27 protein-coding genes and 1 tRNA gene are annotated in these 25,888 nt (G+C 59.4%); 14 read left to right on the plus strand and 14 right to left on the minus strand.

Translation table 11 applies throughout. The annotated features are described in order from the left end of the window. Window positions 1-48: 48 nt before the first annotated feature. Complete coding sequence (mgtE, locus tag AGR2A_RS09285; RefSeq protein WP_072494385.1) at window positions 49-1,476, minus strand: magnesium transporter; 1,428 nt, start codon at window positions 1,474-1,476, stop codon at window positions 49-51. A gap of 393 nt (window positions 1,477-1,869) precedes the next feature. Between mgtE and AGR2A_RS09290 the strand changes: the two genes are divergently transcribed. Genes AGR2A_RS09290 through AGR2A_RS09300 form a run of 3 tightly spaced genes read left to right on the plus strand, consistent with a single transcriptional unit; the run spans window position 1,870 to window position 4,982 of the window. Beyond that, the gene (locus AGR2A_RS09290; RefSeq protein WP_072494923.1) at window positions 1,870-4,170 is read left to right on the plus strand and encodes an FdhF/YdeP family oxidoreductase; all 2,301 of its coding nucleotides are present in this window, start codon (window positions 1,870-1,872) and stop codon (window positions 4,168-4,170) included. Then, window positions 4,170-4,469, plus strand: coding sequence for a hypothetical protein (locus tag AGR2A_RS09295; RefSeq protein ID WP_006697425.1), 300 nt, complete (start codon window positions 4,170-4,172; stop codon window positions 4,467-4,469). Before AGR2A_RS09290 ends, AGR2A_RS09295 begins: the two co-directional genes overlap by 1 nt. Before the next feature lie 18 nt (window positions 4,470-4,487). Beyond that, entirely contained in the window at window positions 4,488-4,982 is a 495-nt protein-coding gene (locus tag AGR2A_RS09300; protein ID WP_072494386.1) for a peptide deformylase, read from the plus strand. Between the two features lie 3 nt (window positions 4,983-4,985). On the opposite strand, the gene AGR2A_RS09305 is transcribed toward AGR2A_RS09300, so the two are convergent. Then, a complete protein-coding gene (locus AGR2A_RS09305; protein ID WP_072494387.1) occupies window positions 4,986-5,414 on the minus strand; it encodes an OsmC family protein in 429 nt (142 codons plus the stop codon). A gap of 124 nt (window positions 5,415-5,538) precedes the next feature. Here AGR2A_RS09305 and AGR2A_RS09310 point away from each other — a divergent pair, with 124 nt between their 5' ends. Next, window positions 5,539-5,706, plus strand: coding sequence for a Thivi_2564 family membrane protein (locus tag AGR2A_RS09310; protein ID WP_003502827.1), 168 nt, complete (start codon window positions 5,539-5,541; stop codon window positions 5,704-5,706). Window positions 5,707-5,764: 58 nt separating this feature from the next. Here the strand turns inward: AGR2A_RS09310 and AGR2A_RS09315 are convergent, their stop codons facing one another. Both AGR2A_RS09315 and AGR2A_RS09325 read right to left on the minus strand, forming a co-directional pair. Continuing rightward, complete coding sequence (locus AGR2A_RS09315; RefSeq protein ID WP_072494388.1) at window positions 5,765-6,151, minus strand: PAS domain-containing protein; 387 nt, start codon at window positions 6,149-6,151, stop codon at window positions 5,765-5,767. Window positions 6,152-6,728: 577 nt separating this feature from the next. Further along, window positions 6,729-6,813: transfer RNA gene (locus AGR2A_RS09325), tRNA-Leu, on the minus strand. 189 nt (window positions 6,814-7,002) lie between these two features. Here AGR2A_RS09325 and lipB point away from each other — a divergent pair. From lipB to AGR2A_RS09340, 3 genes are all read left to right on the plus strand, one after another. Continuing rightward, window positions 7,003-7,734: a lipoyl(octanoyl) transferase LipB gene (gene lipB, locus AGR2A_RS09330; protein ID WP_072494389.1), complete on the plus strand. Its 732-nt coding sequence runs from the start codon at window positions 7,003-7,005 to the stop codon at window positions 7,732-7,734. Between the two features lie 64 nt (window positions 7,735-7,798). After that, a complete protein-coding gene (locus AGR2A_RS09335; RefSeq protein ID WP_072494390.1) occupies window positions 7,799-8,866 on the plus strand; it encodes an NAD(P)-dependent alcohol dehydrogenase in 1,068 nt (355 codons plus the stop codon). A gap of 72 nt (window positions 8,867-8,938) precedes the next feature. Then, window positions 8,939-9,877, plus strand: coding sequence for a DMT family transporter (locus AGR2A_RS09340; protein WP_072494924.1), 939 nt, complete (start codon window positions 8,939-8,941; stop codon window positions 9,875-9,877). An 18-nt stretch (window positions 9,878-9,895) separates the two neighbouring features. Here the strand turns inward: AGR2A_RS09340 and AGR2A_RS09345 are convergent, their stop codons facing one another. The 5 genes from AGR2A_RS09345 to yajC form a co-directional block, all read right to left on the minus strand. After that, entirely contained in the window at window positions 9,896-10,354 is a 459-nt protein-coding gene (locus tag AGR2A_RS09345; protein WP_037092806.1) for a hypothetical protein, read from the minus strand. A 126-nt stretch (window positions 10,355-10,480) separates the two neighbouring features. Then, window positions 10,481-11,326: a phytoene/squalene synthase family protein gene (locus tag AGR2A_RS09350; protein ID WP_072494391.1), complete on the minus strand. Its 846-nt coding sequence runs from the start codon at window positions 11,324-11,326 to the stop codon at window positions 10,481-10,483. Window positions 11,327-11,349: 23 nt separating this feature from the next. Further along, window positions 11,350-11,742, minus strand: a complete 393-nt coding sequence (locus tag AGR2A_RS09355; protein ID WP_022556191.1) for an Mth938-like domain-containing protein — start codon at window positions 11,740-11,742, stop codon at window positions 11,350-11,352. Further along, the gene (gene secDF / locus AGR2A_RS09360; RefSeq protein ID WP_072494392.1) at window positions 11,742-14,306 is read right to left on the minus strand and encodes a protein translocase subunit SecDF; all 2,565 of its coding nucleotides are present in this window, start codon (window positions 14,304-14,306) and stop codon (window positions 11,742-11,744) included. The genes AGR2A_RS09355 and secDF overlap by 1 nt, the downstream gene beginning before the upstream one ends. An 80-nt stretch (window positions 14,307-14,386) precedes the next feature. Beyond that, the gene (gene yajC, locus AGR2A_RS09365; protein ID WP_004441911.1) at window positions 14,387-14,734 is read right to left on the minus strand and encodes a preprotein translocase subunit YajC; all 348 of its coding nucleotides are present in this window, start codon (window positions 14,732-14,734) and stop codon (window positions 14,387-14,389) included. 207 nt (window positions 14,735-14,941) lie between these two features. On the opposite strand from yajC, the gene AGR2A_RS09370 reads away from it, so the two are divergent. Next, on the plus strand, window positions 14,942-15,814 hold the full coding sequence (locus tag AGR2A_RS09370; protein WP_045534977.1) for an ATP-binding protein: 873 nt from the start codon (window positions 14,942-14,944) through the stop codon (window positions 15,812-15,814). 160 nt (window positions 15,815-15,974) lie between these two features. Next, window positions 15,975-17,165 (plus strand): formaldehyde dehydrogenase, glutathione-independent, encoded by a 1,191-nt coding sequence (fdhA, locus tag AGR2A_RS09375; protein ID WP_035208897.1) that lies wholly within the window; start codon window positions 15,975-15,977, stop codon window positions 17,163-17,165. An 86-nt stretch (window positions 17,166-17,251) separates the two neighbouring features. Here fdhA and AGR2A_RS09380 read toward each other — a convergent pair whose 3' ends face one another. Continuing rightward, complete coding sequence (locus AGR2A_RS09380; protein ID WP_022556193.1) at window positions 17,252-17,908, minus strand: TetR/AcrR family transcriptional regulator; 657 nt, start codon at window positions 17,906-17,908, stop codon at window positions 17,252-17,254. A 111-nt stretch (window positions 17,909-18,019) separates the two neighbouring features. On the opposite strand from AGR2A_RS09380, the gene AGR2A_RS09385 reads away from it, so the two are divergent. Then, the gene (locus AGR2A_RS09385) at window positions 18,020-19,414 is read left to right on the plus strand and encodes a cytochrome P450 (RefSeq protein ID WP_072494393.1); all 1,395 of its coding nucleotides are present in this window, start codon (window positions 18,020-18,022) and stop codon (window positions 19,412-19,414) included. A 50-nt stretch (window positions 19,415-19,464) separates the two neighbouring features. On the opposite strand, the gene AGR2A_RS09390 is transcribed toward AGR2A_RS09385, so the two are convergent. Together AGR2A_RS09390 and cysE are read right to left on the minus strand one after the other, a co-directional pair. Further along, window positions 19,465-19,668, minus strand: a complete 204-nt coding sequence (locus AGR2A_RS09390) for a DUF3126 family protein (RefSeq protein ID WP_003524869.1) — start codon at window positions 19,666-19,668, stop codon at window positions 19,465-19,467. 141 nt (window positions 19,669-19,809) lie between these two features. Next, window positions 19,810-20,634 carry a serine O-acetyltransferase gene (gene cysE, locus AGR2A_RS09395; RefSeq protein WP_004441918.1) on the minus strand — a complete coding sequence of 275 codons (825 nt, stop codon included), beginning with the start codon at window positions 20,632-20,634 and terminating at the stop codon, window positions 19,810-19,812. Window positions 20,635-20,703: 69 nt separating this feature from the next. Between cysE and AGR2A_RS29535 the strand changes: the two genes are divergently transcribed. Further along, window positions 20,704-20,850, plus strand: coding sequence for a hypothetical protein (locus tag AGR2A_RS29535; RefSeq protein ID WP_167378183.1), 147 nt, complete (start codon window positions 20,704-20,706; stop codon window positions 20,848-20,850). Here the strand turns inward: AGR2A_RS29535 and AGR2A_RS09400 are convergent. Next, the gene (locus tag AGR2A_RS09400) at window positions 20,835-21,611 is read right to left on the minus strand and encodes an alpha/beta fold hydrolase (RefSeq protein WP_072494925.1); all 777 of its coding nucleotides are present in this window, start codon (window positions 21,609-21,611) and stop codon (window positions 20,835-20,837) included. The two genes, AGR2A_RS29535 and AGR2A_RS09400, sit on opposite strands and share 16 nt — an antisense overlap. Window positions 21,612-21,781: 170 nt before the next feature. On the opposite strand from AGR2A_RS09400, the gene AGR2A_RS09405 reads away from it, so the two are divergent. Further along, window positions 21,782-22,027: a zinc-finger domain-containing protein gene (locus AGR2A_RS09405; RefSeq protein WP_004441925.1), complete on the plus strand. Its 246-nt coding sequence runs from the start codon at window positions 21,782-21,784 to the stop codon at window positions 22,025-22,027. Window positions 22,028-22,055: 28 nt separating this feature from the next. After that, window positions 22,056-23,237: an FAD-dependent monooxygenase gene (locus tag AGR2A_RS09410; RefSeq protein ID WP_072494394.1), complete on the plus strand. Its 1,182-nt coding sequence runs from the start codon at window positions 22,056-22,058 to the stop codon at window positions 23,235-23,237. Window positions 23,238-23,239: 2 nt separating this feature from the next. Here the strand turns inward: AGR2A_RS09410 and AGR2A_RS09415 are convergent, their stop codons facing one another. Further along, a complete protein-coding gene (locus tag AGR2A_RS09415) occupies window positions 23,240-24,427 on the minus strand; it encodes a cystathionine beta-lyase (RefSeq protein ID WP_006697412.1) in 1,188 nt (395 codons plus the stop codon). A 376-nt stretch (window positions 24,428-24,803) separates the two neighbouring features. Here AGR2A_RS09415 and AGR2A_RS09420 point away from each other — a divergent pair, with 376 nt between their 5' ends. Beyond that, on the plus strand, window positions 24,804-25,826 hold the full coding sequence (locus AGR2A_RS09420) for an amino acid ABC transporter substrate-binding protein (protein WP_004441929.1): 1,023 nt from the start codon (window positions 24,804-24,806) through the stop codon (window positions 25,824-25,826). Window positions 25,827-25,888 lie beyond the last annotated feature (62 nt).

The raw sequence follows: 25,888 nt of genomic DNA on the forward strand, positions 1-25,888 counted from the left end.
ATTATTATTTGACCTTCACGTAAAAGTCAATTTTATGGCCGCCCTCGCCTATCCCGAAATTCCGTACCACCAGGTCGCTATTCCCAGGAAGGCAAAAAACCCGACAATGTCCGTTACCGCCGTTACGAAGACGGCGGATGAGACGGCAGGATCAGCTCCGAACTTGTCGAGGACGAGCGGAATGAGAATTCCGGCCAGGGCCGCCGCGAGCATGTTGAGACACATGGCCGTGGCGATGATGCCCCCAATATGGATGTCCTGAAACCATAGCGCCGCGACAACGCCGATGGCGCAACCGAACAGCATGCCGTTCAGAATGCCCACCCCCGCCTCGCGCCGAATAATGCGGGCGGCATTGTTGATATCGAGGCTTTTGGTGGCAAGCGCGCGCACCGATACCGTCATGGTCTGCGATCCGGCGTTGCCGCCCATGCCGGCAACCGCAGGCATCAGGATCGCCAGCGCGACGATCTGCTGGATTGTCGCATCGAACAGGCTGATGACGGAAGCGGACAGAAAGGCGGTGATGAGATTGACGGCGAGCCACGGAACACGGGAACGCGACGTGCTGGCGATAGAGTCCGACAGCTCTTCGTCACCCACACCGCCGAGACGCAGAAGGTCTTCCTCGGCCTCTTCCTGGATGACGTCGACCACGTCGTCGATGGTCAGCACGCCGACCAGCCGGCCGTTATTGTCCACCACGGCGGCGGACAGAAGGTCGTATTGCTCGAAGAGCTGCGCTGCCTCTTCCTGGTCCATTTCGGCTGGAATGGAATGGTTTGTCTCATGCATGATCGTTTCGATCTTCACCTGGCGCTTGGCCCGCAGCACCTTGTCGAGATCGAGCGCGCCGACCAGCTTGAAAGTGGGATCGATGACAAAAATCTGGGTGAAGGAGTCCGGGAGTTCCTCCTCCTCTCGCAGATAATCAATAGTCTGCCCGACAGTCCAGAATGGCGGCACGGCGACGAATTCCGTCTGCATGCGCCGACCGGCCGAGCTCTCAGGATAGTCCAGCGCCCGCATCAACCGCACGCGTTCGGTGAAGGGCAGCTGCGAGAGAATGTCCTTACGATCCTCGTCGTCGAGGTCTTCAAGAATGTAGACGGCGTCGTCCGAATCGAGCTCGCCGATACCGGCAGCGATCTGCTCATTCGACATCTGATCGACGATATCGAGGCGGATACCTTCATCCACCTCGGTCAGCGCCGTCATATCAAAATCGGAACCGAGCAGCCGCACAAGCGCGTGGCGCTGTTCCGGGAGAATGGATTCAAGCAGGTCTCCGAGTTCGGATTCATGCAGCCGCGCCACATTCTTGCGTAGGAACAAGAGGTCGCGATCGGCGATTGCCGCACCCACCATCGTCAGAAAATCGGAACGCACCGAGCCATCTTCGGCATAAATATCCGACGGGGCATCCGACGGCTTCAATTCATCGGGCGCGACAGCGTCGCCGTCACGGTCTGTCATCTGGCGTCCCCTTGTATTCAAATGCCGCAATGCTCGGATTCGAAGGCAGAATGGCGTTAAAAAGCATATTGTCAACAACCGGATAGCTGCAAATACCTAAGCTTCGCGCGTGTCGCGAAAATTCCATTCGTCATTCCTCTTCGCCTCTCCGGCAGGACCGGGCGGAGTGCGGCTTATAAGCATGAATAGCCGATCCGTGCCGCTTGTTTTACGACAACGCCCGCACCCTTTACGCCGTTCCGCAGCCAAGGTTGAGAGCCATGACGCTGGTTTTACCGCAACGCACAACAAAGGCGTTGACAGCCGATGCGGATGGGCGCTTCTGAAGATGTTTTTGACAAAGGACAAACCGCGCCGACCGGACGCGGAAAGTTCGTTTCGGGGTGGCAAACCATGAGCAAGACGGGTTTCATCGGCAAGGCATCGTCCGCCGCAGGCGGTTGGGGCGCACTTAAAAGCGTCGGCAAGCGCCTTCTGGAATCCGGGGCACCGATCTCGGGCGTCCGCACCCTGTTAAAGACCAATCAGCCGGATGGTTTTGACTGTCCCGGTTGCGCCTGGGGCGACCCGGAACACGGCTCCTCTTTCGAGTTCTGTGAAAACGGCGTCAAGGCGGTATCCTGGGAAGCGACCGAAGCCCGCGTGCCGCCGGCGTTCTTCGCCAGCCACACCGTCTCCGAACTGCGCGGCTGGTCCGATTACGAATTGGAAAAACAGGGGCGTCTCACCCATCCCATGCGCTATGACCGGATGAGCGACAAATACCTGCCCGTATCGTGGGACGAGGCCTTTACCGAAATCGGCAGCATCCTCAACGGTCTCGACAACCCGAACCGGGCTGAATTCTATACGTCCGGCCGCGCTTCCAACGAGGCGGCTTTCATTTATCAGCTGATGGTGCGGCTTTACGGCACCAATAATTTCCCCGACTGCTCCAACATGTGCCACGAGGCAAGCGGTGTCGGATTGAACGCATCGATCGGTGTCGGCAAGGGAACGGTGCTGCTCGAGGACTTTGAAAAGGCCGACGCGATTTTCGTGATCGGGCAAAACCCGGGCACCAATCATCCGCGCATGCTGGGCGACCTGCGCCGCGCCGCCCTGCGCGGCGCCCGGATCGCCGTATTCAATCCCATTCGCGAAAAGGGGCTGGAGCGCTTTGCAGACCCGCAGGACAAGATCGAGATGATCAGTGGCGGCAGCACGAAGATTGCCACCAATTATTACCAGCCGCGCCAGGGCGGCGACATGGCGGCGGTGCGCGGCATGAGCAAGGCGGTCTTCACCGCTGACGACGCTGCAAGGGCGGCGGGCGAACCCGCCATCATCGACTACGACTTCATCGCCGAACATGCAGCGGAGTTCGAGGCCTACCGTGCCGCCGTCGAAGCGACGAGCTGGGATACCATTCTCGACCAGTCCGGCCTCACCCGCGCGGAGATCGAAGAAGCCGCCCACATCTACATGAAGGCCGGCTCCGTCATCGCGACATGGGCCATGGGCGTCACTCAGCATCGTCACTCGGTCGTCATCGTGCGCGAGATCACCAATTTCATGTTGCTGCGCGGCAATGTCGGTCGTCCCGGTGCGGGCCTTTGCCCCGTGCGCGGTCATTCCAACGTTCAGGGCGACCGCACCGTCGGCATCGATGAAAAAGCACCGCCCGCACTTCTTGATGCGCTGGAAAAGGAACTCGGCGTTACCATGCCGCGCAAGCCCGGCCACAATACGGTGGAGGCTGTGGCGGCCATGCTTGAGGGCGAGGCGCAAGCCTTCATTGCGCTCGGGGGTAATTTCCTGCGCGCCACGCCCGATAGCCCGCTTATTATCAAGGCATTCGAAAATCAGAAGCTCACCGTCAACATCGCCACCAAGCTCAATCATTCGCATCTCGTGCCGGGCGAAACCTCGTTCGTGCTGCCTTGCCTGGGGCGAACCGAGATCGACCGCAATTCGGCAGGCCGGGCGCAGATCGTCACGGTCGAGGATTCCATGAGCATGGTGCACGGCTCCGGCGGCATCAATCCACCGGCGTCGGACGAGCTGCGCTCGGAAGTCGCCATCATCGCCGGCATCGCAGAAGCGACGCTGGGCAGCGGGCCTGTGAACTGGAAAGCGCTCGCTGATGATTACGATCTTATCCGCGACATGATCGAGCGGGTCATACCCGGCTTCGAGAATTTCAACGAACGCGTTCGCGTGCCGCGCGGCTTCCGTCTGCCCAACAGGGCTGCGGAACGGCAATGGAACACACCGGCAAAAAAGGCGATCTTTTTCAGCGGCCCCCTGCCCGAACAGACCGAACACCAGCAGGCGCTCACGCGCGAGAACCTTTTCGTCCTGCAGACCTTCCGCAGCCACGATCAGTACAACACCACGATCTACGGCATGGACGACCGCTATCGTGGCGTTTATGGCGAACGCCACGTCATCTTCATGAACCCGGCGGATATGCAAGCGCTCGGCGCCCATTCCCGCCAGCGTGTCGATGTCGTTGGCGAATATGGCGATGGGGTCGAACGCATCGCACAGAATTTCCGGCTGGTGCCCTACAATATTCCGCGGGGCAGCATCGGCGGTTATTATCCGGAACTGAATGTGCTGGTGCCGCTGTCGAGCTATGGCAAAGACAGTTTTACACCGACGTCTAAATCCGTGCTCGTGTCCGTCCGCCTGCGCCCGGATGCCTCCTGATGAATGAGGAACAGTCCGCTGATGCCTTCATGGCTGCGGTGGCACGGGTTCAAGAGCGATCGCAGCCCTTGCTGACATCCACCGGCGCGGCGATACTGATTGCGGTCGACTTCAATATAGCCACAGACAGCCGCGGCATTGCCAACAGGCTGGGTCTTGCACATGCCCTCGTTCTGCGCGAAATCGCCGGTCTGTCACCGCGCTTCGTGCAGGTAACGAGACGCGATGCCCGCACCCAGCGCAGCTTCCTGGAAGCGACAGCGGAGGGAAAGGCGCTCGCTGCCGCCGCCCGGATTTGAAACGAACGGAGCATTTCCTTGGCAATCAGGCCTATCCTGCCCTATCCGCATCCCGGCTTATCGGAAATCTGCGAGCCGGTCACGGTGTTTGACGGGCAATTGCGGGATCTTGTCGGCGACTTGATCGACACGATGCGCGCCGCCCCGGGTGTCGGCATCACCGCCGCCCATATCGGCGTGAAGCAGCGTGTTTTTGTGTTGGAACTGACGCCGGGGACGGTTCTTACCTACGTTAATCCCGAAATCATCGGCCGCGCCACGCAGACCATGCGACATGTGGAGGGCAGCGTCTCGATGCCGGGCTTCACGGACGAAGTGGAGCGGCCATCCAAGATCGAAGTGAGGTTTCAGGACATCGACGGCACGGAGCACCGTCAGGCCGTCGAGGGATTTCACGCCATTTGCATCCAGCACGAGATTGACCAGCTTGACGGCATTTTCTGGGTGAAGCGGCTTTCGAAGCTAAAACGCGACCGGCTGGTGAAGAAATGGGAAAAGTCGAGGAAGCCGTAACCGTCAGCTGGTAATCGACAGCACAAATTCCGCATCGCCCTTTAGCGTGTTGCTGACGGTGCAGATATCCTCCGCCCCGTGCGCAAGCGCCAGTCGCTCCGCCGCGTTGAAGTTTCCGGCGATCTCCATCCGAATGTCGAAGCGGATGATGCGATAGGGTTCATCAGCCGATTTCTCACCGGAGACATCAACACGAACACCCTCGAACAGATCGAGCAGTCCCAAGCCGCTGGCTGCGATGCGGACGCTGAGCGCCAGGCAGGCGGCCAGCGAGGAATATAAAAGATCGATTGGGTTAAACCCTGGCTCCGAAACCCCCGTGACGATGTCCAGAGCGCCACCGGTGACCGACGACACATGAGGACGGCCAAGCCGCCCCACGCTGACGGAAGCGCCGACCGGCCTCGATTTCATCCTCACGCTCTCGGTCATTCAGAAAATCCTAATTTAATCGCGCGCAATCGACCACATGGAACAAAATACCGGCTGGCGCCTTTTTACTCACGCAACGGTGAACCATCGTTGAATATCGAATTTCAATAGGGAGCTGGGACATATGGTTACATCTACGCTCGTCAGCATTCTGATCACCTTCCTGGTGATTGTGCTTGTCTTGTGGCTCATCGCGCGACTGCCCGTTGGCGGCGGCGCCAAACAGATCGCACAGGTTATCGTCATTATTATCGGCATTATTTCGCTGTTGAAATATCTCGCCGTGTTCTGATGTCCCGGCAAGGCGCAGACGAAAAAAGGCGGCGAAAGCCGCCTATTTTTTGTTGTCGTTACTGGCGTGGTTCAAACTGGTAAGGTTTTTTCAGCGTGATATCCCGGACGCTGCCTATACCGAGAAAAGGCGTGCCCTCCGGATCGAAGATCGCCCTGCCCTTTGCCGCGATCCATCGGCTAGAGCCGTCAGGCAGGTTGACCTTGTAACGCTGATCGAAAAAGACGCCCGTGGTGATGCTGTCGAAAATGGCCTGTGCCACCCGATCGCGCACCTCAATATCGATCCTTTCCAGAATCTCCTCGATCGTTACCCCGCGTGATGCAACCGGTTCGGAAAATCCATGGCATTCCGCGGTAATCGCATCCATGATCAGCCTGTTGTCGGAAATGCTCCACATGTAATAACCGAGCGCATTGTCTGAATCCGTCTTGTCCCCCTGCACGAAAACCCCCGGATATTATTTCCTGACAAAAGCTAACATCAGACCTCTCATATTCCACCCCTCGTTTTGTGGGGGGAGCAGACGAACTACCAAAGCGTGCATCAATATCCACCGGAATTTTCCGGCAATCCAAATTGTTGCGCCGTTCTAAAACGGACGACAAATTCCGACGAGGTATCGCAAAAATGCGGGCGTGCGCCTACATGGCTGGGATGACATTTCGAGGAGTTCAAGATGATGCGAGCCGCCCTTACTTTCGGATTGCTGACCGCAACCGTCTTTCTGGCCGGATGCCAGACGTGGCATAGCCCATATCGTGGAAACGAGTGGCGAATGGATCAGGTAATGGATGGGGACCCCTACCGTGTCGGGGACGGACAGCGTTACCGACGCTAGTTCAGTCCGGCCATTCAATTCGGGCGGCGTCGGGTCAATGATTTGCCGCCCGTAATTTTTATAATGCTGACGGCAAGATGAAACACGGTAGCCGAATTGGCTCCGACGCAGCCTGGCGTCTTGTGGGGTCAGGGTTAACCGATTGGCTAAAAAAGAAAAAACCCGCCGAAGCGGGTTTCTTTGGTGCGGTCGAGAAGACTCGAACTTCCACGGGTTGCCCCACAGCGACCTCAACGCTGCGCGTCTACCAATTCCGCCACGACCGCATCGTGGTAGGCGTCGACTTGCGCCGACGGGGGTGCATGTAGCAAAAGGATTTTGGGTGCACAAGAGCGTCGTGACAGTTTTTTGAAATTAAAAATCGCACTGCACCATCCTATATGCAGGAAGCCCGGAAATGCTGGGGTTGCGGCCGTGACGCCATTTTGCGAGAAGGCTGTGGAAAGGACTTTTTCATGCTCACACGCACGGATATCGAGACAAAAATGCTCCCCGCCGCCGGTTCGCCGGCCGTTCGCTGGCGAATCTCCGACGGCCTCGTGCCTTACGAGCAGGCGGTAGAGGAAATGGAGCGCGAGGTTAGCGCCATCGCATCTGGCGAGGCGGATGAACTCGTCTGGCTTCTGGAGCATCCGCCGCTTTATACGGCCGGCACCAGCGCCGATGTGGCCGATCTGATCGAACCGGATCGTTTCCCGGTCTTCGCCACGGGGCGCGGCGGCGAATATACCTATCACGGCCCTGGCCAGCGGGTCGCTTACGTCATGCTTGATCTCAAACGCCGCCGCCAGGATGTCCGCGCCTATGTGGCGGCACTCGAGGAAGTCATCATCCGCACGCTTGATAAGATGAACGTGCGTGGCGAGCGACGGGAGGATCGCGTCGGCGTCTGGGTCAGGCGCCCCGAAAAACCTCTCCTGCCGGATGGCGGCATGGCAGAAGACAAGATTGCCGCACTGGGTATCCGTCTGCGCAAATGGGTGAGTTTTCACGGGCTCGCGATCAATGTCGATCCCGATCTCTCGCACTTCACCGGCATCGTTCCCTGCGGCATCAGCGCCTATGGCGTCACCAGCCTTGTCGATCTTGGATTGCCGGTTATGATCGGTGATATCGACGTCCTGCTGCGCGAGGCCTTCGAGGAGGTTTTTGGCCCGGCAGTCCCCGAAACCGGCGCTGGCGGCTGACCGCCGCAACCCCTGCCGCAGGCCGGTGTTTGATGCATCAATCACCACAAGAGGAGGAACGACCATGTTCACAACATCCGCTTACGCCTGCGACGACGGATCTTCACCGATGAAGCTCGCGACCATCAAGCGTCGCGATCCCGGCCCGCGCGATGTCGAAATCGAAATAGAATTCTGTGGCGTCTGCCACTCCGATATCCACACGGCCCGCAGCGAATGGCCGGGCTCTCTTTACCCCTGCGTTCCCGGCCACGAAATCATCGGCCGTGTCGGCCGCGTGGGTTCGGATGTCACCAGGTTCAAGACGGGTGACCGCGTCGGCGTCGGCTGCATCGTGGATAGCTGCAGGCAATGCGCAAGCTGCGCCGAGGGGCTGGAGCAATATTGCGAAAACGGCATGACCGGCACCTATAATTCGCCTGACAAGGCGATGGGCGGCGGCGCCCATACGCTTGGCGGTTACTCCGCTCAGGTGGTGGTCGATGACCGTTACGTTCTCAGCATACCCGGAGGTCTCGATCCGGCCGCTGCCGCACCCCTGCTCTGTGCGGGCATTACCACCTACTCCCCGCTGCGCCACTGGAATGCAGGCCCCGGCAAGCGGGTCGGCGTTGTCGGTCTCGGTGGCCTTGGTCATATGGCGGTGAAGCTCGCCAATGCCATGGGCGCGACGGTGGTGATGATCACGACGTCGCCCGGCAAGGCTGAAGACGCAAAAAAACTCGGCGCCCACGAGGTGATCGTCTCCCGCGATGTGGATCAGATGAAAAAGGCCGCTTCGAGCCTCGACCTCATCATCGATGCTGTCGCCGCCGACCATGACATCAACGCTTATCTTGCCCTGCTGAAGCGCGACGGCGCGCTAGTGCAGGTGGGTGCGCCGGAAAAGCCGCTGTCGGTAATGGCGTTCAGTCTCATTCCGGGCCGCAAGACCTTTGCCGGCTCGATGATCGGCGGCATTCCCGAGACCCAGGAAATGCTGGATTTCTGCGCCGAAAAAGGCATCGCCGCCGAAATCGAGATGATCGATATCGATCAGATCAACGATGCTTATGAACGCATGATAAAAAGCGATGTGCGTTATCGTTTCGTCATTGATATGAAGAGCCTGCCGCGCCAGAAGGCCGCCTGACCTGCGAAGGGGGGCAGCCTTTAGCGCCCCCTTCTCTCAATGGACCTTCCGGTCGAAAGCGCTATTCGAACCATGACCAGCCAGACCGGTTTCAGCGATGTCGCCAAGGGCATGACGATCATGGCGACCTGCATGTTCGTGCTGCCCGTCATGGACGCAATAGCCAAATACATGGCCGTGGTCGGCGGCATGTCACCGGCGCAGGTAACCTTCTATCGCTTCTTCTTCCAGGTGGTCTGCACCCTGCCGCTGCTGCTCATGGTCTCACCCAGCGCGCTTTTCAGCGCGAAGCGTCCGTGGATGAACTGCCTGCGCGGCGTATTGCACGCTTCCGCCAGCCTGATGTTCTTCGCCGCAGTCAAATACATGCCGCTTGCCGATGTGTTCGCGATCTATTTCGTAGAACCGTTCATGCTGACGATGATGTCGGCTCTGTTTCTCGGCGACAGGGTCGGCTGGAAGCGGTGGACGGCGATCGTGGTCGGCTTCGGCGGCGCGATGATCGTCATTCAGCCGAGCTTCGAAATCTTCGGCTGGACGTCGCTGCTGCCGGTGGCCTGCGCATTCCTCTACACGCTCTACCTCTTCCTGAACCGAGCCATCGGAGACGCCGACAGCCCGCTTGTGATGCAGACCATGTCGGGCATTGCCGGCACGCTATTCATGGGAGCGGCCCTGCTTGCCGGCGATGCGCTCGGCGACAAGGATTTCGCCGTCTCGCTGCCGCAATCGGGATTGGCCCTGGCTCTGCTCGTGCTGCTAGGATCGATATCCGGCTACATGCATCTGCTGATCGTCAGGGCTTTCAGGCTGGCCCCGCTCTCGCTGCTGGCGCCGTTCCAGTATTTCGAGATCATCTCGGCGACGATCCTCGGTTATGCGCTGTTCTCGGATTTTCCGACGCCGTCGAAATGGCTCGGTATTGTCATCATCGTCGCATCCGGCCTGTTCATCATCTGGCGCGAACGCCAGCAGGCGGGGGCCAATCGGCCGCCGCTCGACGGGCAGTGACGGGCCATGCGATAGCCATCAGGTGCCGGAAGGCAGCGGCCCTTCATCGTGATGATCCTGCGCCTCGACGAGACTGCCGAGCAGCCAGAGAGAGACTTCGGCCGCCTCTCCTGCCGATTTGAATCGGTATGAACCACTATATTTCGGCATGTCGAAGAAGGTAACGACGAAACCGTCTCCGCTTTCCAGGCTCTCCACTCGGATCCGCTCGGGATCGATCATCACGCAGACGTAATGAGAACCCATGTTGCGCATGAAGCCGGCCTTGTTGTCGTGCAGCCGCACGAAGGCAGCGCCTCCATCTGCCGTCATGTACAGGCTTCTGATCGCCTCATTGGGAAAGGCGCGGGCGAAATCCATGATCGCCTGCCCGACATCATGGCTGTTGTCCTCATCCGTCGCCCGCGACATGCGCCAGGCATAAACGGCAAAGACCAAAAGCAGCACGAAAACGATAATCCAGATCGCCATATTCATCCGGAACGCTCCCTCAGCAACCAAACATCATGGGTCGCGAATCGAAACAAAGCGAACCCGGTTCGCTTTGATAGGAAACGAGGCTTGCGCGAAGTATGGCTCCCGCATCGGCGCCAGGAGCGACGATCAGAAGCGCTTCAGGAAAGATGCTTTTGCCAACAGCCATTGCCGACGAAGCTGCGATAATTGCACTTCGCCTTCAAACACGCCCACGCCAGCCTTTCTCGCGGCCGTTATGACCGGTCCGGAAATAGCGACGGGCAAATAGGCCGCAAAGACGTTGCCCGAAATGCGAGCGCGTCTTGCCTTCTCGATATGATCCAGCGCATGGGCCGCGAACAGTTCGATGGCAATGCCGATCCGCTGTCGGTCAGTGCCCTCCAGGAACGTCTCCCGGTCAAGCCCGGCGGCCGAGAGCATGTCGGCTGGAATATAGACCTGACCACGGCGACGGTGCAGTGGCATGAGCAGCAGCATGCCGGCCATGGCTTGCGCCACACCCGCATGTCCGGCCGCTTCCGCGCTTGCCGCGACCTCTTCCGGAGACAGAACGAGGCTGGCAAGCTGGATCAGCGCCGAAGCCGTTTCCCCTGCATAGCCTTCAAGCGCGTTGCGATCCTCGAAAGGATCGTCATAGAGATCGAAGATGCGCGCCTCGATCATGTTGGAAAGCACCGATCGTGGCAGCCTGTAACGCTCGATCGTTTCCAGAAGCGCCGACGCAACGGGGTGCGACTGGCTGTCCCCATGGGGACTTCCCTCGAGCAGATCGCGCCACCATTGCATGCGCACCTCACCTGGCAGCGCTTCACGCACGGAATCGCGAATACGCGCAATCTCGGCGTTAAAGGCATAAAGCGCTGCAAGAGCGTTGCGCCTGTCCGCGGGAGACAGAAGACAGGCGAGATAGCGGTCACGATCCGTATCGCGCAGCGTCGCAAGGCAGACGTCGAGATTTTCTGTGGGTGCCATGGTTCCCCGCGCGGAGCGTTACGTCAGCCTTCGACGGCAATCAACGCCGCAGCCACGGCGCGCGATTCCGAAAGCATGATATTGTAGGTGCGTACGGCGGCACCCGTGCTCATCGGATCAATGGAAATGCCCGCTTCCTTGAAAGCCGCGCGCAGCTCCTTCGGCAGAACCCGCATACCATCTCCCGTGCCGATCAGCAGCACTTCGATATCCTGCGCTTCCGCAAGAACCTTTTCGAAATGCCCGACGCTCAGTTCTTTGGCATCAACGGGCTCCCACCCGTAAATGCCCGAAGGCAGGAGCAGAAGCGAGCCTCGATGCGACATGTCGGCAAAGCGGAAGCCACCATTGCCATAAGCATCTATGGGCGCCCGGCCGGGAAAATGGGCCGGGCGTATTTCGATCCCGCCGGCCATCAGACGGCAGGCTTGCCGCCGATGGCGTTGCCGGACTTTTCATCCTTCTCGTCTTCCGCATCCTTGCTATCAGGACGAAGCTTGAAGGCGATCAGCACCGGAGCGGCGATATAAACCGAGGAGAACACGCCTATACCGACGCCGAACAGCATGGCGAAGGTGAAGGACCTGATAACCTCGCCCCCGAAGAGATACAGTGCCAGCAGTGCCAGAAGCACGGTCAGACCTGTGAGGATCGTTCGCGACAGCGTCTGGTTCAGCGACACGTCGATGATCATCGACAGCGGCATCTTCTTGTATCGCCTGAGGTTTTCACGGACACGGTCGTAGATGACGACGGTATCGTTCAGTGAATAACCGATGATCGTCAGGATCGCCGCGATACTGGTCAGATTGAATTCTATGCCAAGGAAGACGAAAAGGCCGATGGTGAAGACCACGTCGTGCACCATGGATATGACGGCGCCGAGTGCAAACTGCCACTCGAAGCGAACCCAGATGTAGATCATGATCGCCGCCATCGCGAGCATGACGCCTATGGTTGAGGTCACGGTCAGGTCACCGGAAACGGCCGGACCGACGACTTCAACGCGGCGGAAGTCATATTTGTCCTCAAGCTCGCCGCGCACCATGGTGATGGCGGATTGCTCGGCATTCTCGCCGCCTTCCTGCGCCTGAATGCGGATGAGAACATCCTGCGGCGAACCGAAGTTCTGCGCCTGGATTTCACCCAGGTTCAGCTGGTTCAGACGATCACGAATATCGGCAATGTCGGCATCGCCCTGCTTGGCGCGGACCTCGATGACCGAGCCGCCCTGGAAATCGATGCCGAGGTTCAGACCCTTTGCCACGAAACCACCGACACAGGCGAGCATGATGGCGCCCGTTATCATGAACACCACCCGGCGATACCGCATGAAGGGAATGTCGCGGCCGTCGAACATGGCGGTGCGAACGCCCTTAGGCAGGTGCTTCGGACGGCTGCGGCGAACCCAGTAGCCAAACATCCACGCCGTCAGCGTGTATGCGGTGAAGACGGTGGTGATGATACCAACGGCAAGCGTGACAGCGAAGCCCTTGACCGGACCCGTACCCATGTAGAACAGCACGCTCGCCACGATCAGCGTCGTCAGGTTGGCGTCAATGATGGTCGCAAAGGCGCGGGTGAAGCCGTTATCCAGAGCCTGAATCAACGGTTTGCCGCTCTTCACCTCCTCGCGTATGCGCTCATAGATCAGAACGTTGGAATCGACCGCCATTCCGATGGTCAGGACGATACCGGCGATACCCGGTAGCGTCAGCGTCGATCCGATCACGCTGAGGACGGCCAGCAGCATGATGACGTTGACCACAAGAGCGATATTCGCCAGCAGGCCGAAGAAGCCATAGAACACGAACATGAAGATGAGGACGCCCACGGCGCCAATGGCGCTTGCCGTCAGACCGGCGGTAATGGAGTCGTTACCGAGGCTCGGACCGACGGTACGCTCTTCAACCACCGTCAGCGTCGCCGGCAGCGCACCGGCGCGCAGCAGCACAGCAAGGTCGTTCGCGCCCTGCACCGAGAAATTACCTGAAATCTGGCCCGAACCGCCAATGATCGGCTCACGGATGACAGGCGCGGAAATGACCTGGTTATCGAGCACGATGGCGAAAGGCTTGCCGACATTCTGCTGCGTCGCCTGCGCAAACCGCTGCGCGCCGCGGCTGTCGAAGCGGAAGGTGACGACGGGTTCATTGGTCTGCTGGTTGAAGCTTGCCTGCGCGTCGACGAGATTGTCGCCGGAAACGAGCGCACGGCGCTCCACGAGATAGGGAACCGGCGGATCATCCTGCGAATAGAGAACCTCGGACGTCGCTGGCGGACGGCCGTTCATGGCTTCCTGCACCGGCATGGTGGTGTCAACCATGCGGAAGGAGAGCTTTGCCGTCTGGTTGAGAAGTGACTTCAGGCGCTGCGGATCCTGAAGACCAGGCACCTGCACGATGATGCGGTCGGAACCCTGACGCTGGATGAGCGGCTCGGTCGTACCGACTTCGTCAACGCGGCGGCGCACGACTTCGATGGACTGCGAAACGGCTGATGACAGGCGGTAATCGATGCCCTCATCCGTGAGATTGAGACGCAGCAGATTGTCGCCACCATCATTCATCGTCACTTCGGTAATGGAGCCGCCGACCAGCGTACCGGCGGATACCGGCTGCGTCAGGTCGCGAAGTGCGTTCTTGGCGGCTTCCAGCTGCGCCGGATCGCTGATGCGGACCTGAATCTGCTGGCCGTTGCCGGTCAAGCCCGAATAACGGATGTTGGCATCGCGAAGCTGCGTTCGCACATCGCCCACGATGGTTTCGAGCCGTTCCTTGACGATGTCGGAACGCTCGATCTTGAGCATGATGTGGGAACCGCCCTGAAGGTCGAGACCGAGCGTTACCTTGTTGTCCTTGTACCAGGCGGGCATGCCCTCCAGCTGTTTGTCCGTAAACAGATTGGGAGAGGCGATGACGACGCTTGCCAGCACAAGCAGCCAGATGAAGACTGTTTTCCAACGGGAAAAATGAAGCATTTCGATCTCGGTCAGGGTTGGGGTCGCGCTCTGCGCAACCCGTCAAAATTCGCAATCGGGCATTCGGTTGTCCGGCAGGATCAGGAAGCTGCTTCCGTCTTGACCACTTCGCCCTTCACGCGCACTTCGGCAATGTAAGCACGGGCAGCGCGGATTTTCACGCCTTCGGCGATTTCGACTTCGAGTTCACTGTCATCGATGACCTTGGTCACCTTGCCGACGATGCCGCCGCCGAGAACGACCTGATCACCGCGGCGAATATTGGTCAGCGTTTCCTGGCGCTTCTTCATCTGTGCGCGCTGCGGACGGATGAGGAAAAAATACCAGACCACCATGAGCGGCGCAAACAGGAAAAGCATTTCAAGGCCGGAACCCAGCGCCGACGTGCCGCCCGCTGCATCCTGGGCAAAAGCTTGACTAATGAACATATAAAACTCCTCAACGATTACGGCACGACCTCGTATGCCGCCCCAGCTTTCAAGCCGCCGGAATATAGTGGGGAACGCCGGGATTGCAACAGATGCAGGGCCCTCGCCGTACCGATTCCGGACCTCTTAACCTTTATGGGCGCCAAACACCATGCTAGGCCGGGCGCAAAACAGAGTTTTGAACATCAGACAAGCGGAAGAAACACCATGATTCGAGAAGAAACGGCCTCCCTGCTTCTTTCAGAACTGCGCCGGCTCACCGATGCCGTCGAACGGCTGGCGGGACCGGCGCCCGCCGTAAACGACTGGAATGCGGCGGATTGTTTTGTCTGGGCGCCGCTGAACTCTTTCCTGCAGCCTGTTGCCCGCCCCAACCGCATCGCGTTGAAACTCATCCGCGGCGTCGATCATGTCCGCGACATTCTCCACGAAAACACGCTGCGTTTCGCGGAAGGTTTCGCCGCCAACAACGTGCTGCTGTGGGGTGCGCGCGGCATGGGCAAGTCTTCGCTGGTGAAGGCCGTTCACGAAGATGTGCGTGCGGCAAGCGGTGTTTCGCTCAAGCTGGTGGAAGTGCACCGCGAGGACATCCACACCCTGCCCGCCCTGCTCGACATCCTCAAGGCCTCGGGCCAGCGCGTCATCGTTTTCTGCGACGACCTCTCCTTCGACCATGACGACACCGCCTATAAATCGCTGAAGGCAGCGCTCGACGGCGGCATCGAGGGACGTCCTGACAATGTGCTGTTTTATGCGACCTCCAACCGTCGCCATCTTCTGCCGCGTCACATGATGGAAAACGAGCAGTCCACTGCCATCAACCCATCCGAAGCGGTTGAGGAAAAGGTGTCGCTCTCCGATCGCTTCGGCCTCTGGCTCGGTTTCCACAAATGCGGTCAGGAAGATTATCTGACGATGATCGACAGCTATGCCACGCATTTCGATCTGGGTCTCGACCGCGAGACACTGCATCACGAGGCGTTGGAATGGGCAACCACCCGCGGCGGCCGCTCAGGCCGTGTCGCCTGGCAATATATTCAGGACGCCGCCGGCCGCCTCAGGAAACCGCTCGACAGATAACACCACCGTGACATCGGGCGAAACGCGGTGTCGTTACGACCACACCGCGTGTCGTATTCCCGAACGCCACATCTCCCCTCTCATGGTTTGCTGCACCCATGAAGTCATCTGCCCGCGGAGGAGCGGACAGGTACGGTGTTCAACCATGGAGGAGATGGATATGAGCAGGAACAGAGGCGTCGTCTACATGCGGCCGGGTCAGGTCGAAGTCCGCGACATCGACGACCCGAAGCTTGAGGCGCCGGATGGCCGCCGCATCGAGCACGGTGTCATTCTCAAGGTGATTTCCACCAATATCTGCGGCTCCGACCAGCACATGGTGCGCGGCCGCACCACGGCGATGCCAGGCCTCGTTCTCGGTCATGAAATCACCGGCGAAGTCATTGAAAAAGGCGTCGATGTCGAGATGCTCGAAATCGGCGACATCGTCTCCGTGCCGTTCAACGTCGCCTGCGGCCGCTGCCGCTGCTGCAAGTCGCAGGATACCGGCGTGTGCCTCACGGTGAACCCGTCCCGCGCCGGCGGCGCTTATGGCTACGTCGACATGGGCGGCTGGATCGGTGGTCAGGCGAAATATGTCACCATCCCCTATGCCGATTTCAACCTGCTGAAATTCCCGGATCGTGACAAGGCGATGTCGAAGATCCGCGACCTCACCATGCTCTCCGACATTCTGCCAACCGGCTTCCACGGCGCAGTAAAGGCCGGTGTCGGCGTCGGCTCCACTGTTTACGTCGCCGGTGCCGGCCCGGTCGGCCTCGCGGCTGCCGCCTCCGCCCGCATTCTGGGTGCTGCGGTCGTCATGATCGGCGATTTCAACAAGGATCGTCTTGCCCACGCTGCGAAAGTCGGCTTCGAACCCGTCGATCTCTCGAAGGGCGACCGGCTGGGCGACATGATCGCCGAGATTGTCGGCACCAACGAGGTGGACAGCGCCATCGACGCGGTCGGCTTTGAAGCGCGCGGCCACGCAGGCGGCGAACAGCCGGCGATCGTTCTCAACCAGATGATGGAAATCACCCGCGCCGCCGGCTCGATCGGCATTCCCGGCCTTTATGTCACCGAAGATCCGGGCGCGGTGGATGATGCTGCCAAACAGGGCAGCCTGTCACTGCGTTTCGGCCTCGGTTGGGCGAAGGCGCAATCCTTCCACACCGGCCAGACACCGGTGCTGAAATATAACCGCCAGCTCATGCAGGCGATCCTGCACGACCGCCTGCCGATTGCCGACATCGTCAACGCCAGGATCATTGCGCTCGACGATGCCGTACAGGGCTATGAGAGCTTCGACCAGGGCGCAGCCACCAAGTTCGTGCTCGATCCGCATGGCGACCTGCTCAAGGCGGCCTGACGCCTGCACCGGAAAACCGGTGTAATGAAACCGCCCGCTATAAACGGGCGGTTTTCCATTGGCGCAAATGTGCCCTGTCGGAGACACTATTTCTCGCCTTCTCCCAGTGCCTCCAGCTCGGCCATTGCCTCGGAAGAAAGATAAGGCCTGAACAGACTGGATACCTGCCGCAGCCCCCACTCCAGTTGCTGCGACCCGAATTCGCTGACACCTTCCTGCAGATTAAGATAGGACGCCCAATAGGTCGAGACGATCCACAAATTCGTCAAAACCGCCTCGCGCTCCGGTTCGGGAATGTCCACCAGCTCCGCATTCTGCATCCGCGTGACGATGTGGCCGACCGCCAGACGCATGGCGGCGCTTATGGTTCGGACGGGCTCCACCAGCCCCGGTGCCAACGCCACCAGACCGACAAGATCGCGAAAAAGGAAGCGGTAGTTCCAGACGAGAGAGAACCACTGCCGCAAAAAGCCGGCATAAGTCGCCGCAGCCGCCTCGTCCGCTCCGTCAACAGTCGCGACGAGCGCCAGCGCATCGTTTTCGAAGCGGGCGAACAGGGCAAGGACCAGCGATTCCTTGGTGCGGAAATGATAATAGAGATTGCCCTCGTTGATTTTCACATCGCCGGCGATTTCGGCCGTTGTCACACGGTCCGGGCCACGTTCGTTGAAGAGACCGAGTGTAACATCTAGAATTTTTTCACGTGTCAGGGATCGCCCCGGCCGTTTCGCGCCGTTCATCATAGAAATTTCACCCCACCATTGAAAATTAAGGCGTACACCTTAAATTACCGGTATAAGGTAAACACCTTAACAGCATGTTGCCATTGTTCAACGCGCATAAAGGACCCGCAGATGACCGACACCGGCCTTCGCAACCCCTCGCCCGAGGCGATCGGGACACAAACCGTATCGAAGCTCGCCACCGCGCGTCTCGCTCTCTCCATTATCCGCAATCCGTTGAAGGCGTTGCCGCCGGAAATCTTTCATGAACCTGCGGTTTTCACTCGCCTTGGCGATACGATGCGCGTGCATCTCGCCGACCCGGTTTTGATCCACGAGGCTCTGGTCAAGAACGCCCATCTGCTTGGCAAGGGTGAAGATGTGCGGCGCGTCCTCGGCCCGGCCCTCGGTCAGGGACTTCTGACCGCCGACGGGGACCATTGGAAATGGCAACGGCAATCCGTCGCAGGCGCTTTCCGCCACGAAAAGCTGTTGGATCTGCTTCCGGTCATGATCGAGACGGCACAACGCACGGAAGCGCGCTGGCGCTCTCCTTCCATTGGTGACATCGACGTGGGCCACGAAATGATGCGAACCACGTTCGACATCATCGTCGAAACGATGATGTCCGGTGGATACGGAATTGATGTTGCGCGGGTCGAACAGAGTATTACCGATTATCTGAAACCGACAGGCTGGACCTTCGCGCTCACCATGCTGGGGGCGCCGGAATGGCTACCTCATCCCGGCCGGCGCAAGGCCCGGATCGCCGTCGGTTATCTGCGCGAAAGCCTTGCGAAGGTGATTGCCGGACGGCGGAAAAATCCATCCGAAAGGAACGACCTCGTCTCGATGCTGCTGGAGGCCAGGGATCCTGAAACCGGACGCATGATGACCGACACGGAAATCGTCGACAATCTCCTGACATTCATCACCGCCGGCCACGAAACGACGGCGCTCGGTCTCGCATGGACGTTTCACCTTCTGTCGAAGAACCGTGAAACGGAGAGAAAAATTCTCGAGGAAATCGACACCGTCACCGCCGGTGAACCGGTCGCGGCGGAACATATCGCCGGCCTGACCTATACCCGACAGGTGTTCTCGGAAGCGATGCGGCTTTACCCGCCGGCTCCGGTCATTACACGCACGGCGCTTGAAGACTTCAGGCTCGGCGGGCATGATATTTTGGCGGGCACCGTTCTTTACGTGCCCATCTATGCCGTGCACCGCCACGCCGCCTTGTGGGACGAGCCCGAGCGCTTCGATCCGTCGCGCTTCGAACCGGAAAAGACGAAGGCGCGCCACCGCTATGCCTATATGCCGTTCGGGGCGGGACCCCGCATCTGCATCGGCAATGCTTTTGCGATGATGGAAGCCGTCGCGATCCTGGCCGTTCTTCTGCAAGGCCTTCACCTGGAAAACAGGTCAACGGCAACTGCGGCACCGCTGATGCGGGTAACATTGCGGCCGGAAAGTCGCCTGACGATGCGGATCGTGCAACGGAAAAACAAATCGCCCGCGGCGTGAACCACCGCGGGCGATGAATGGAGGCCCCCTGGGTCACCGAACGGTGACGATCACAGGTCGACGTCGAGGATCGCCATCGAGAAATTGTAGGAACGGTCGCCGTCTTCGTCATCGATGTAAACGACGCCGAGAAACTCTTCGCCAAGATACACTTCGGCGGAATCGTCCTTGCGCGGACGCGCCTTGACCACCATCGTCGGGTTGAAGGTACGCTTGAAGTAGGCGTCGAGTTTTTTGATTTCGTCGGCTTTCACCACTATTCTCCTGTGCGGTTCGCGTTGGCCCGCTTTTGGCATGGGACAAAGGCCAAAGTAAAGTGAAAGCGGCAGGTCATCCGTGTCTTCCACACGGACGACGGCAAAAAACCCGGCCACCTGTCAACGCGACAGTGCCGCTCAGATATCGGCTCCGATGAGCTGGTCCATTAGGCGCGAGGGTTCAGAACACCCTGCTTCTCCCACCACCCGCGCCGGCACTCCGGCAACCGTGGTCTTCGGCGGAACCGGCTTCAGCACCACAGATCCTGCGGCGATGCGCGAGCAGCTGCCGATTTCGATATTGCCGAGGATTTTCGCCCCCGCGCCGATCATCACACCGTTGGCGATCTTCGGGTGGCGGTCCGCCCCTTCCTTGCCGGTACCGCCGAGGGTGACGCCATGCAGGATGGAGACGTTATCGCCGATGACTGCCGTCTCGCCGACCACCAGCCCGGTGGCGTGGTCCAGGAAGATGCCCTTGCCGATGCGTGCTGCGGGGTTGATATCGGTTTGGAAAATGCTCGAAGACCGGCTCTGCAGATAAAGCGCGAAATCCTTGCGGCCTTTCTGCAGCAGCCAGTGGGCAAGCCGATGGGTCTGGATGGCCTGGAAACCCTTGAAATAAAGCAGCGGTTCCATGAAGCGCGTGCAGGCCGGATCGCGATCGTAAACGGCCTGGATGTCGACGCGGAGAACGCTTCCCCATTCCGGCCAGTCATCCAGCATATCCTGGAAGGTCTGACGCAACAGCACGGCCTGTATGTCCGGATGGTCGAGAAGTTCGCAGATACGGTAGATCACACATTCTTCGAGAGACCGGTGGTTGAGGATCGTCGAATAAAGAAAGGCTGAAAGCAGCGGATCCTGTGCGGCGGCGCTGCGCGCTTCATGCAGCAGGCTGCCCCAGATCGGGTCGACGATCGCCAGCTGTTCAGGCTGACGGGCCTCGGTACGTGCGACCATGAACGGTCTCCTCGTTTGCAGTGGTCGTTCTTTATACAGAAAAAGGCGTGCATTAGAAATGGGATTCGAATGACGACTTTAAAGGCGGCACGGCTTCAGTTTTTCTTCATGCAGCTTGAAAAACCGTTTCTTGCCGAACTGCGCTTTGCCGCGCTTCTGCGCGGAAAGCTTGCCCCGTTTTTCCTCGAAAATGCGTCAACTCAGGACGAACGGTAGAAATCCAGCACCGCCGCCTTGAACACGCGGTCGCCGACGGCCAGCATGTGGTCGCGGCCGGGAATGTCGATCGCCCGCGCGTGCGGCATGATGGCAGCGAGCTCTTCACCGGAGCCAGCAATATCGTCCTTCGTTCCGACCGCGATCAGCGTCGGCGCATCTATCTTTGCCGCCTGGTCGCGCGTGACGAGAACCCGCGATGTCTCGATGCAGGCGGCAAGCGCCAAGCGGTCGCTTTTCGTCTGATCGGCAAAGGCTCGGAACATGCGGCCGCGCTCATGGGTCACGACATCGAGCGAAGGCGCGAGAAGCGCCTCTGCGATCGGGTCCCAGTCGCCCACACCTTCGACCATGCCGATACCGAGCCCGCCGAAGACCAGAGAACGCACGCGCTCGGGATGCGCCATGGCCAGGAAGGCGGAAATGCGCGCACCCATGGAGTAACCCATCACATGCGTCTCTGCGATGCCGAGATGGTTGAGCAGCGCCACCGCATCTTCGGCCATGACGGACGGATAATAGGCCTCCGTATCATGCGGCTTGTCGCTTGCGCCATGGCCGCGATTATCGATGGCGATCACCCGGTAGCCGGCATCTCCCAGCGTCTTCAGCCAGCCAGGATGGACCCAGTTGACGTTGGCGCTGGATGCAAAGCCATGGATCAGCAAAACCGGGTCTCCCGCCGGATCGCCTTCGTCAAAATAAGCGAGGCGAAGGCCGTCATGGAAAAAATCGGAAAACTGCGGCGTGTTGAGATTCATCAAGGACATCCTTTTTGCCGGACCATATGGCAGGAATTAGCAATGTTGAACATGTTTTGCTGACGATTTTTATGGAGATGCAATGCGTTTGAGGCTACATATCCGCAACGACGAGCCGGCATGCGAAGACGGATTGCGGCTCTACAACGATATTGCATTTGGAGACGAACATGGCCGGGCATACCATTCCCCACTTCCAGAACGATGGCGGACACCGCATGATCGAGATCGGCGTCAAGGAATTCATGTGCACCGGCGCTTCCGTTCCTTACGATCATCCGCATATCTTCATCGATATGGGCGACGACAATGAGAAGGTCTGTTCCTACTGCTCCACCCTTTATCGCTACAACCCGTCGCTGAAGGCCGAGCAGACCAATCCTCCGGGCTGCGTTTTCCACGTGAAGGCTGCCTGACCTCCACTTTTCCTGATCGGGGCGCACCATGCCCATAAAATCCGTAGCCATTATCGGTGCCGGCATTGCCGGTCTCACCGCTGCCCTTTCTTTTGCCCGGCACGGTATAGACTGCGACATCATCGAACAGGCCGGCGAACTGACGGAAGTGGGCGCCGGCCTGCAGATTTCGCCCAATGCCGCCCGCATTCTCGCCACGCTTGGCGTGCTGCCTGCCATCGAGGCGCGCTGGACCGAGCCCGTCAGTGTCGAACTCGCCTCCGGAAAATCGCTCGCAACGCTGCTCTCTCTGCCTGTGGGCGCGGTGGCGCGTACACGCTGGGGCGCACCCTATGGCGTGCTGCACCGCTCCACCCTGCAAAGCGCACTTCTCCAGACGGTGACAGATAATCCGCTATGCCGGTTGCATCTCGGCAAACGCATCGAAAACGCGACGGCCGATGTGATTGCCGCAACCACATTCCGCGACCATGATCTGATTGTCGGCGCGGACGGTGTCTGGTCGGCGGCCCGCTTTGCCGTTCCTGCCGCTCCCACCGCCACCTTCTCCGGCAATGTCGCCTGGCGCTTCACCGTTGCCGCCAATGCCGTGCCGTCGGCCATCAACAAAAGCGCCGTCACGGCCTATCTCGGCTCGGGTGGCCATATCGTCGCCTATCCGCTGAAAGAAGTCGGCGGTTTCAACATCGTCGCCATCGCGCTTGGCGCCGATCCCGGCGCGACGTGGCGGGCGGAATCGAGCGGGCGGCAGAAAGCCCTGCTTCTTGAACAGTTTCGCGGCTTCAGCCCTGACATCGTCCGGTTGCTCGATTCGTCCGAAAACCCGACCTTCTGGCCGCTTTATCAGGCCGGCCCCGGCCGCTGGCACAATGGCCGGGACACGGTGCTGATCGGCGACGCAGCGCATGCCATGATGCCGTTCGCCGCCCAGGGGGCAGCCATGGCGATCGAGGATGCGTTTGAACTCGCGGGAACCATGGTGGGCAGCGATGCTGCAGCCACCCTGCCCGCGCCGCAGGCTCTTGCCGCCTTCGAGGCGCTGCGCCTGCCGCGCATAGAAAAGGCCCGCAAGCGGGCCTCTCTCAATCGTTTTGCCTATCACGCCACAGGCCCGGTGCGTATCGCGCGGGACTTCGTGTTTTCCACGCGTCCCACCGACGCCTTCGTGAAGGACTTCGACTGGCTCTACGGCTATCGCGCCAAGGGCTGAGATCAAACCGCGGCCGCGGCTGCAAAGCCGGCCTCGAGGTCCTTCTTGAGATCGGCGACATCCTCAAGCCCGATCTGCAGGCGGATGACCGGTCCCTCCGAGGGACCCTTGGCGATGGTCCTGTCGACAAGCGAGACCGAAACGGCAAGCGATTCGTAGCCGCCCCAGGAGTAACCGAGCCCGAAAAAGGTCAGCGCATTCAGGAACGCGGCCGCCGTCTGCTTGTATCTGCCTTCTTCCGCCTTCAGTACGAAGGAGAAGACGCCGCTTGCACCCTTGAAATCGCGCTTCCAGAGATCGTGCCCTGCAAAGCTCGGCAGCGCTGGATGCAGCACGCGCACGACGTCGTCCCGGCTCTCCAGCCATGTGGCGATGTCGAGCGCGCTTTTCTGATGGTGCGCCAGCCTGATTCCCATCGTGCGCATGCCGCGCAGGATCTGATAGGCATCGTCCGAAGTGACGCAGATTCCGAGATTGGTATTGGCCTGATAAAGCGCCTTCCAGTGCTTTTCATTGGCCGAGACGAAGCCCATCAGCACATCCGAATGGCCCGAGGGATATTTGGTGGCAGCGTGGATGGAAACATCGACGCCAAAATCCAAAGGTTTGAAATAAAGCGGCGTCGCCCAGGTATTGTCCATCGTCACAACACAATCATGCCGATGAGCGATATCGGTGATCAGCCTGACATCCTGAATTTCGAAGGTGTTGGAACCCGGCGCTTCCAGATGCACCAGCTTCGTGTTCGGCCGGATGAGAGCCTCTATGCCCTCCCCGATGGCCGGATCGTAATATTCCACTTCGACACCCAGCTTCTTCAGCATCGTATTGCAGAAGCGACGTGTCGGAAAATAAACGGAATCGACGATCAGCGCGTGGTCGCCAGCGCCGAGATAGGCAAGGAACGGGACCGTGATGGCCGCAAGGCCCGAAGGCACGAGTATGGTTCCGGCAGACCCTTCCAGCTCATTGACGAGATTGCAGAGCGCATCGGTCGTCGGCGTGCCGTGGGTGCCATAGGTATATTTCTGGTTTTCGGTCGAAAGCGTCTCCGCGTCGGGAAAAAGCACCGTCGAGCCGCGCACGATTGGCGGATTGACGAAACCGAAACAGTCCGCGGGATCATTGCCGCCATGGGTGAGGCGCGTATTCACACCTGCGGCGGAAAGCAGGTCATTTGTCTTGGTCATTTCAGATCAGCTTTCGAAGGAACATTGACGCGTGCGACAATGCTGAGAGCGAACCGCAAGGTCAAGTCCCGCCGGGACGCAACAACCGACGGGATTGATCCATCGCCAGCCAGAATACAACAAGTATACAAATACTGTGCAAGTGCAAATTTCCGCAAAAATATGCTTATATTTTCACCCTTTGCACACTTCACGACCAAATTTTGGAAAATTCCGTTTTATAGGCACAATTATTGCCCGCACGTCTTGACCCCGCTGCCAATTGCGATTGTGATAGAAAAAGCGGATCGAAAAGATCTCGCTGAAGGGGGAGCTGGGGCAGAACAAACATGCCGGTCCTCTTCCAAGTGACGATAACAAACAAAGGTTGGGAAAAATGAAAAAGGCAATTCTGTCGGCCGCCATCGGCGCAGCAGTTTTGGGAGGAGCCTCGGTCGCTTCGGCTGCGACGCTTCAGGATGTGAAGGGCAAGGGTTTCGTCACCTGCGGCGTCAGCGCCGGCATTCCGGGATTCTCCAATCCCGATGACAAGGGCGAGTGGTCCGGTATCGACGTGGACTATTGCCGTGGTATTGCCACAGCGGTTTTCGGCGATCCTTCGAAGGCCAAGTTCGTCGCACTTTCGAGCAAGGACCGATTCCCGGCTCTCCAGTCCGGTGAAGTCGACGTTCTGACCCGTAACACCACCTGGACGATCAGCCGCGACACGTCGCTGGGCTTCAACTTCCGTACCGTCAACTACTACGACGGCCAGGGCTTCATCGCCAAGAAGAGCCTCAACGTGAAGTCCGCTCTCGAGCTTTCCGGCGCCGCCGTCTGCGTACAGACCGGCACGACCACGGAGCTCAACCTCGCCGACTACTTCAAGACCAACAATCTGCAGTACAACCCGGTGGTTTTCGAAAAGGAAGCCGACGCGACCTCTGCTTATGATGCCGGCCGTTGCGACGTCTACACCACTGACCAGTCGGGCCTTTACGCGATCCGCCTGAAGCTGAAGAACCCGGAAGAAAACATCGTTCTGCCTGAAGTCATCTCCAAGGAGCCGCTTGGTCCGGCCGTTCGCCAGGGTGACGACCAGTGGTTCGACATCGTCAGCTGGGTTCATTACGCCATGGTCAATGCCGAAGAACTTGGCATCACCTCCAAGAACGTCGACGAGCAGAAGAACAGCGCAAATCCGGACGTGAAGCGCCTGCTCGGCACGGAAGAAGGCACCAAGATCGGTACCGATCTCGGCGTGACCAATGACTGGGCCTACAACATCATCAAGCTGGTGGGCAACTACGGCGAAGTCTTCGACCGCAACGTCGGCGCCGGCTCGCCGCTGAAGATCGAGCGCGGCCAGAACGCGCTCTGGACCAAGGGCGGCCTGCAATACGCACCGCCGGTCCGTTGATCGGCCCCATCATCGGCTAGATCATAAGGAGGCTGGGCAACACCCGGCCTCCGCTTCAAATT

This window comes from Agrobacterium genomosp. 2 str. CFBP 5494 (assembly GCF_900013495.1).
GTDB classification, from domain to species: Bacteria; Pseudomonadota; Alphaproteobacteria; order Rhizobiales; family Rhizobiaceae; genus Agrobacterium; species Agrobacterium pusense.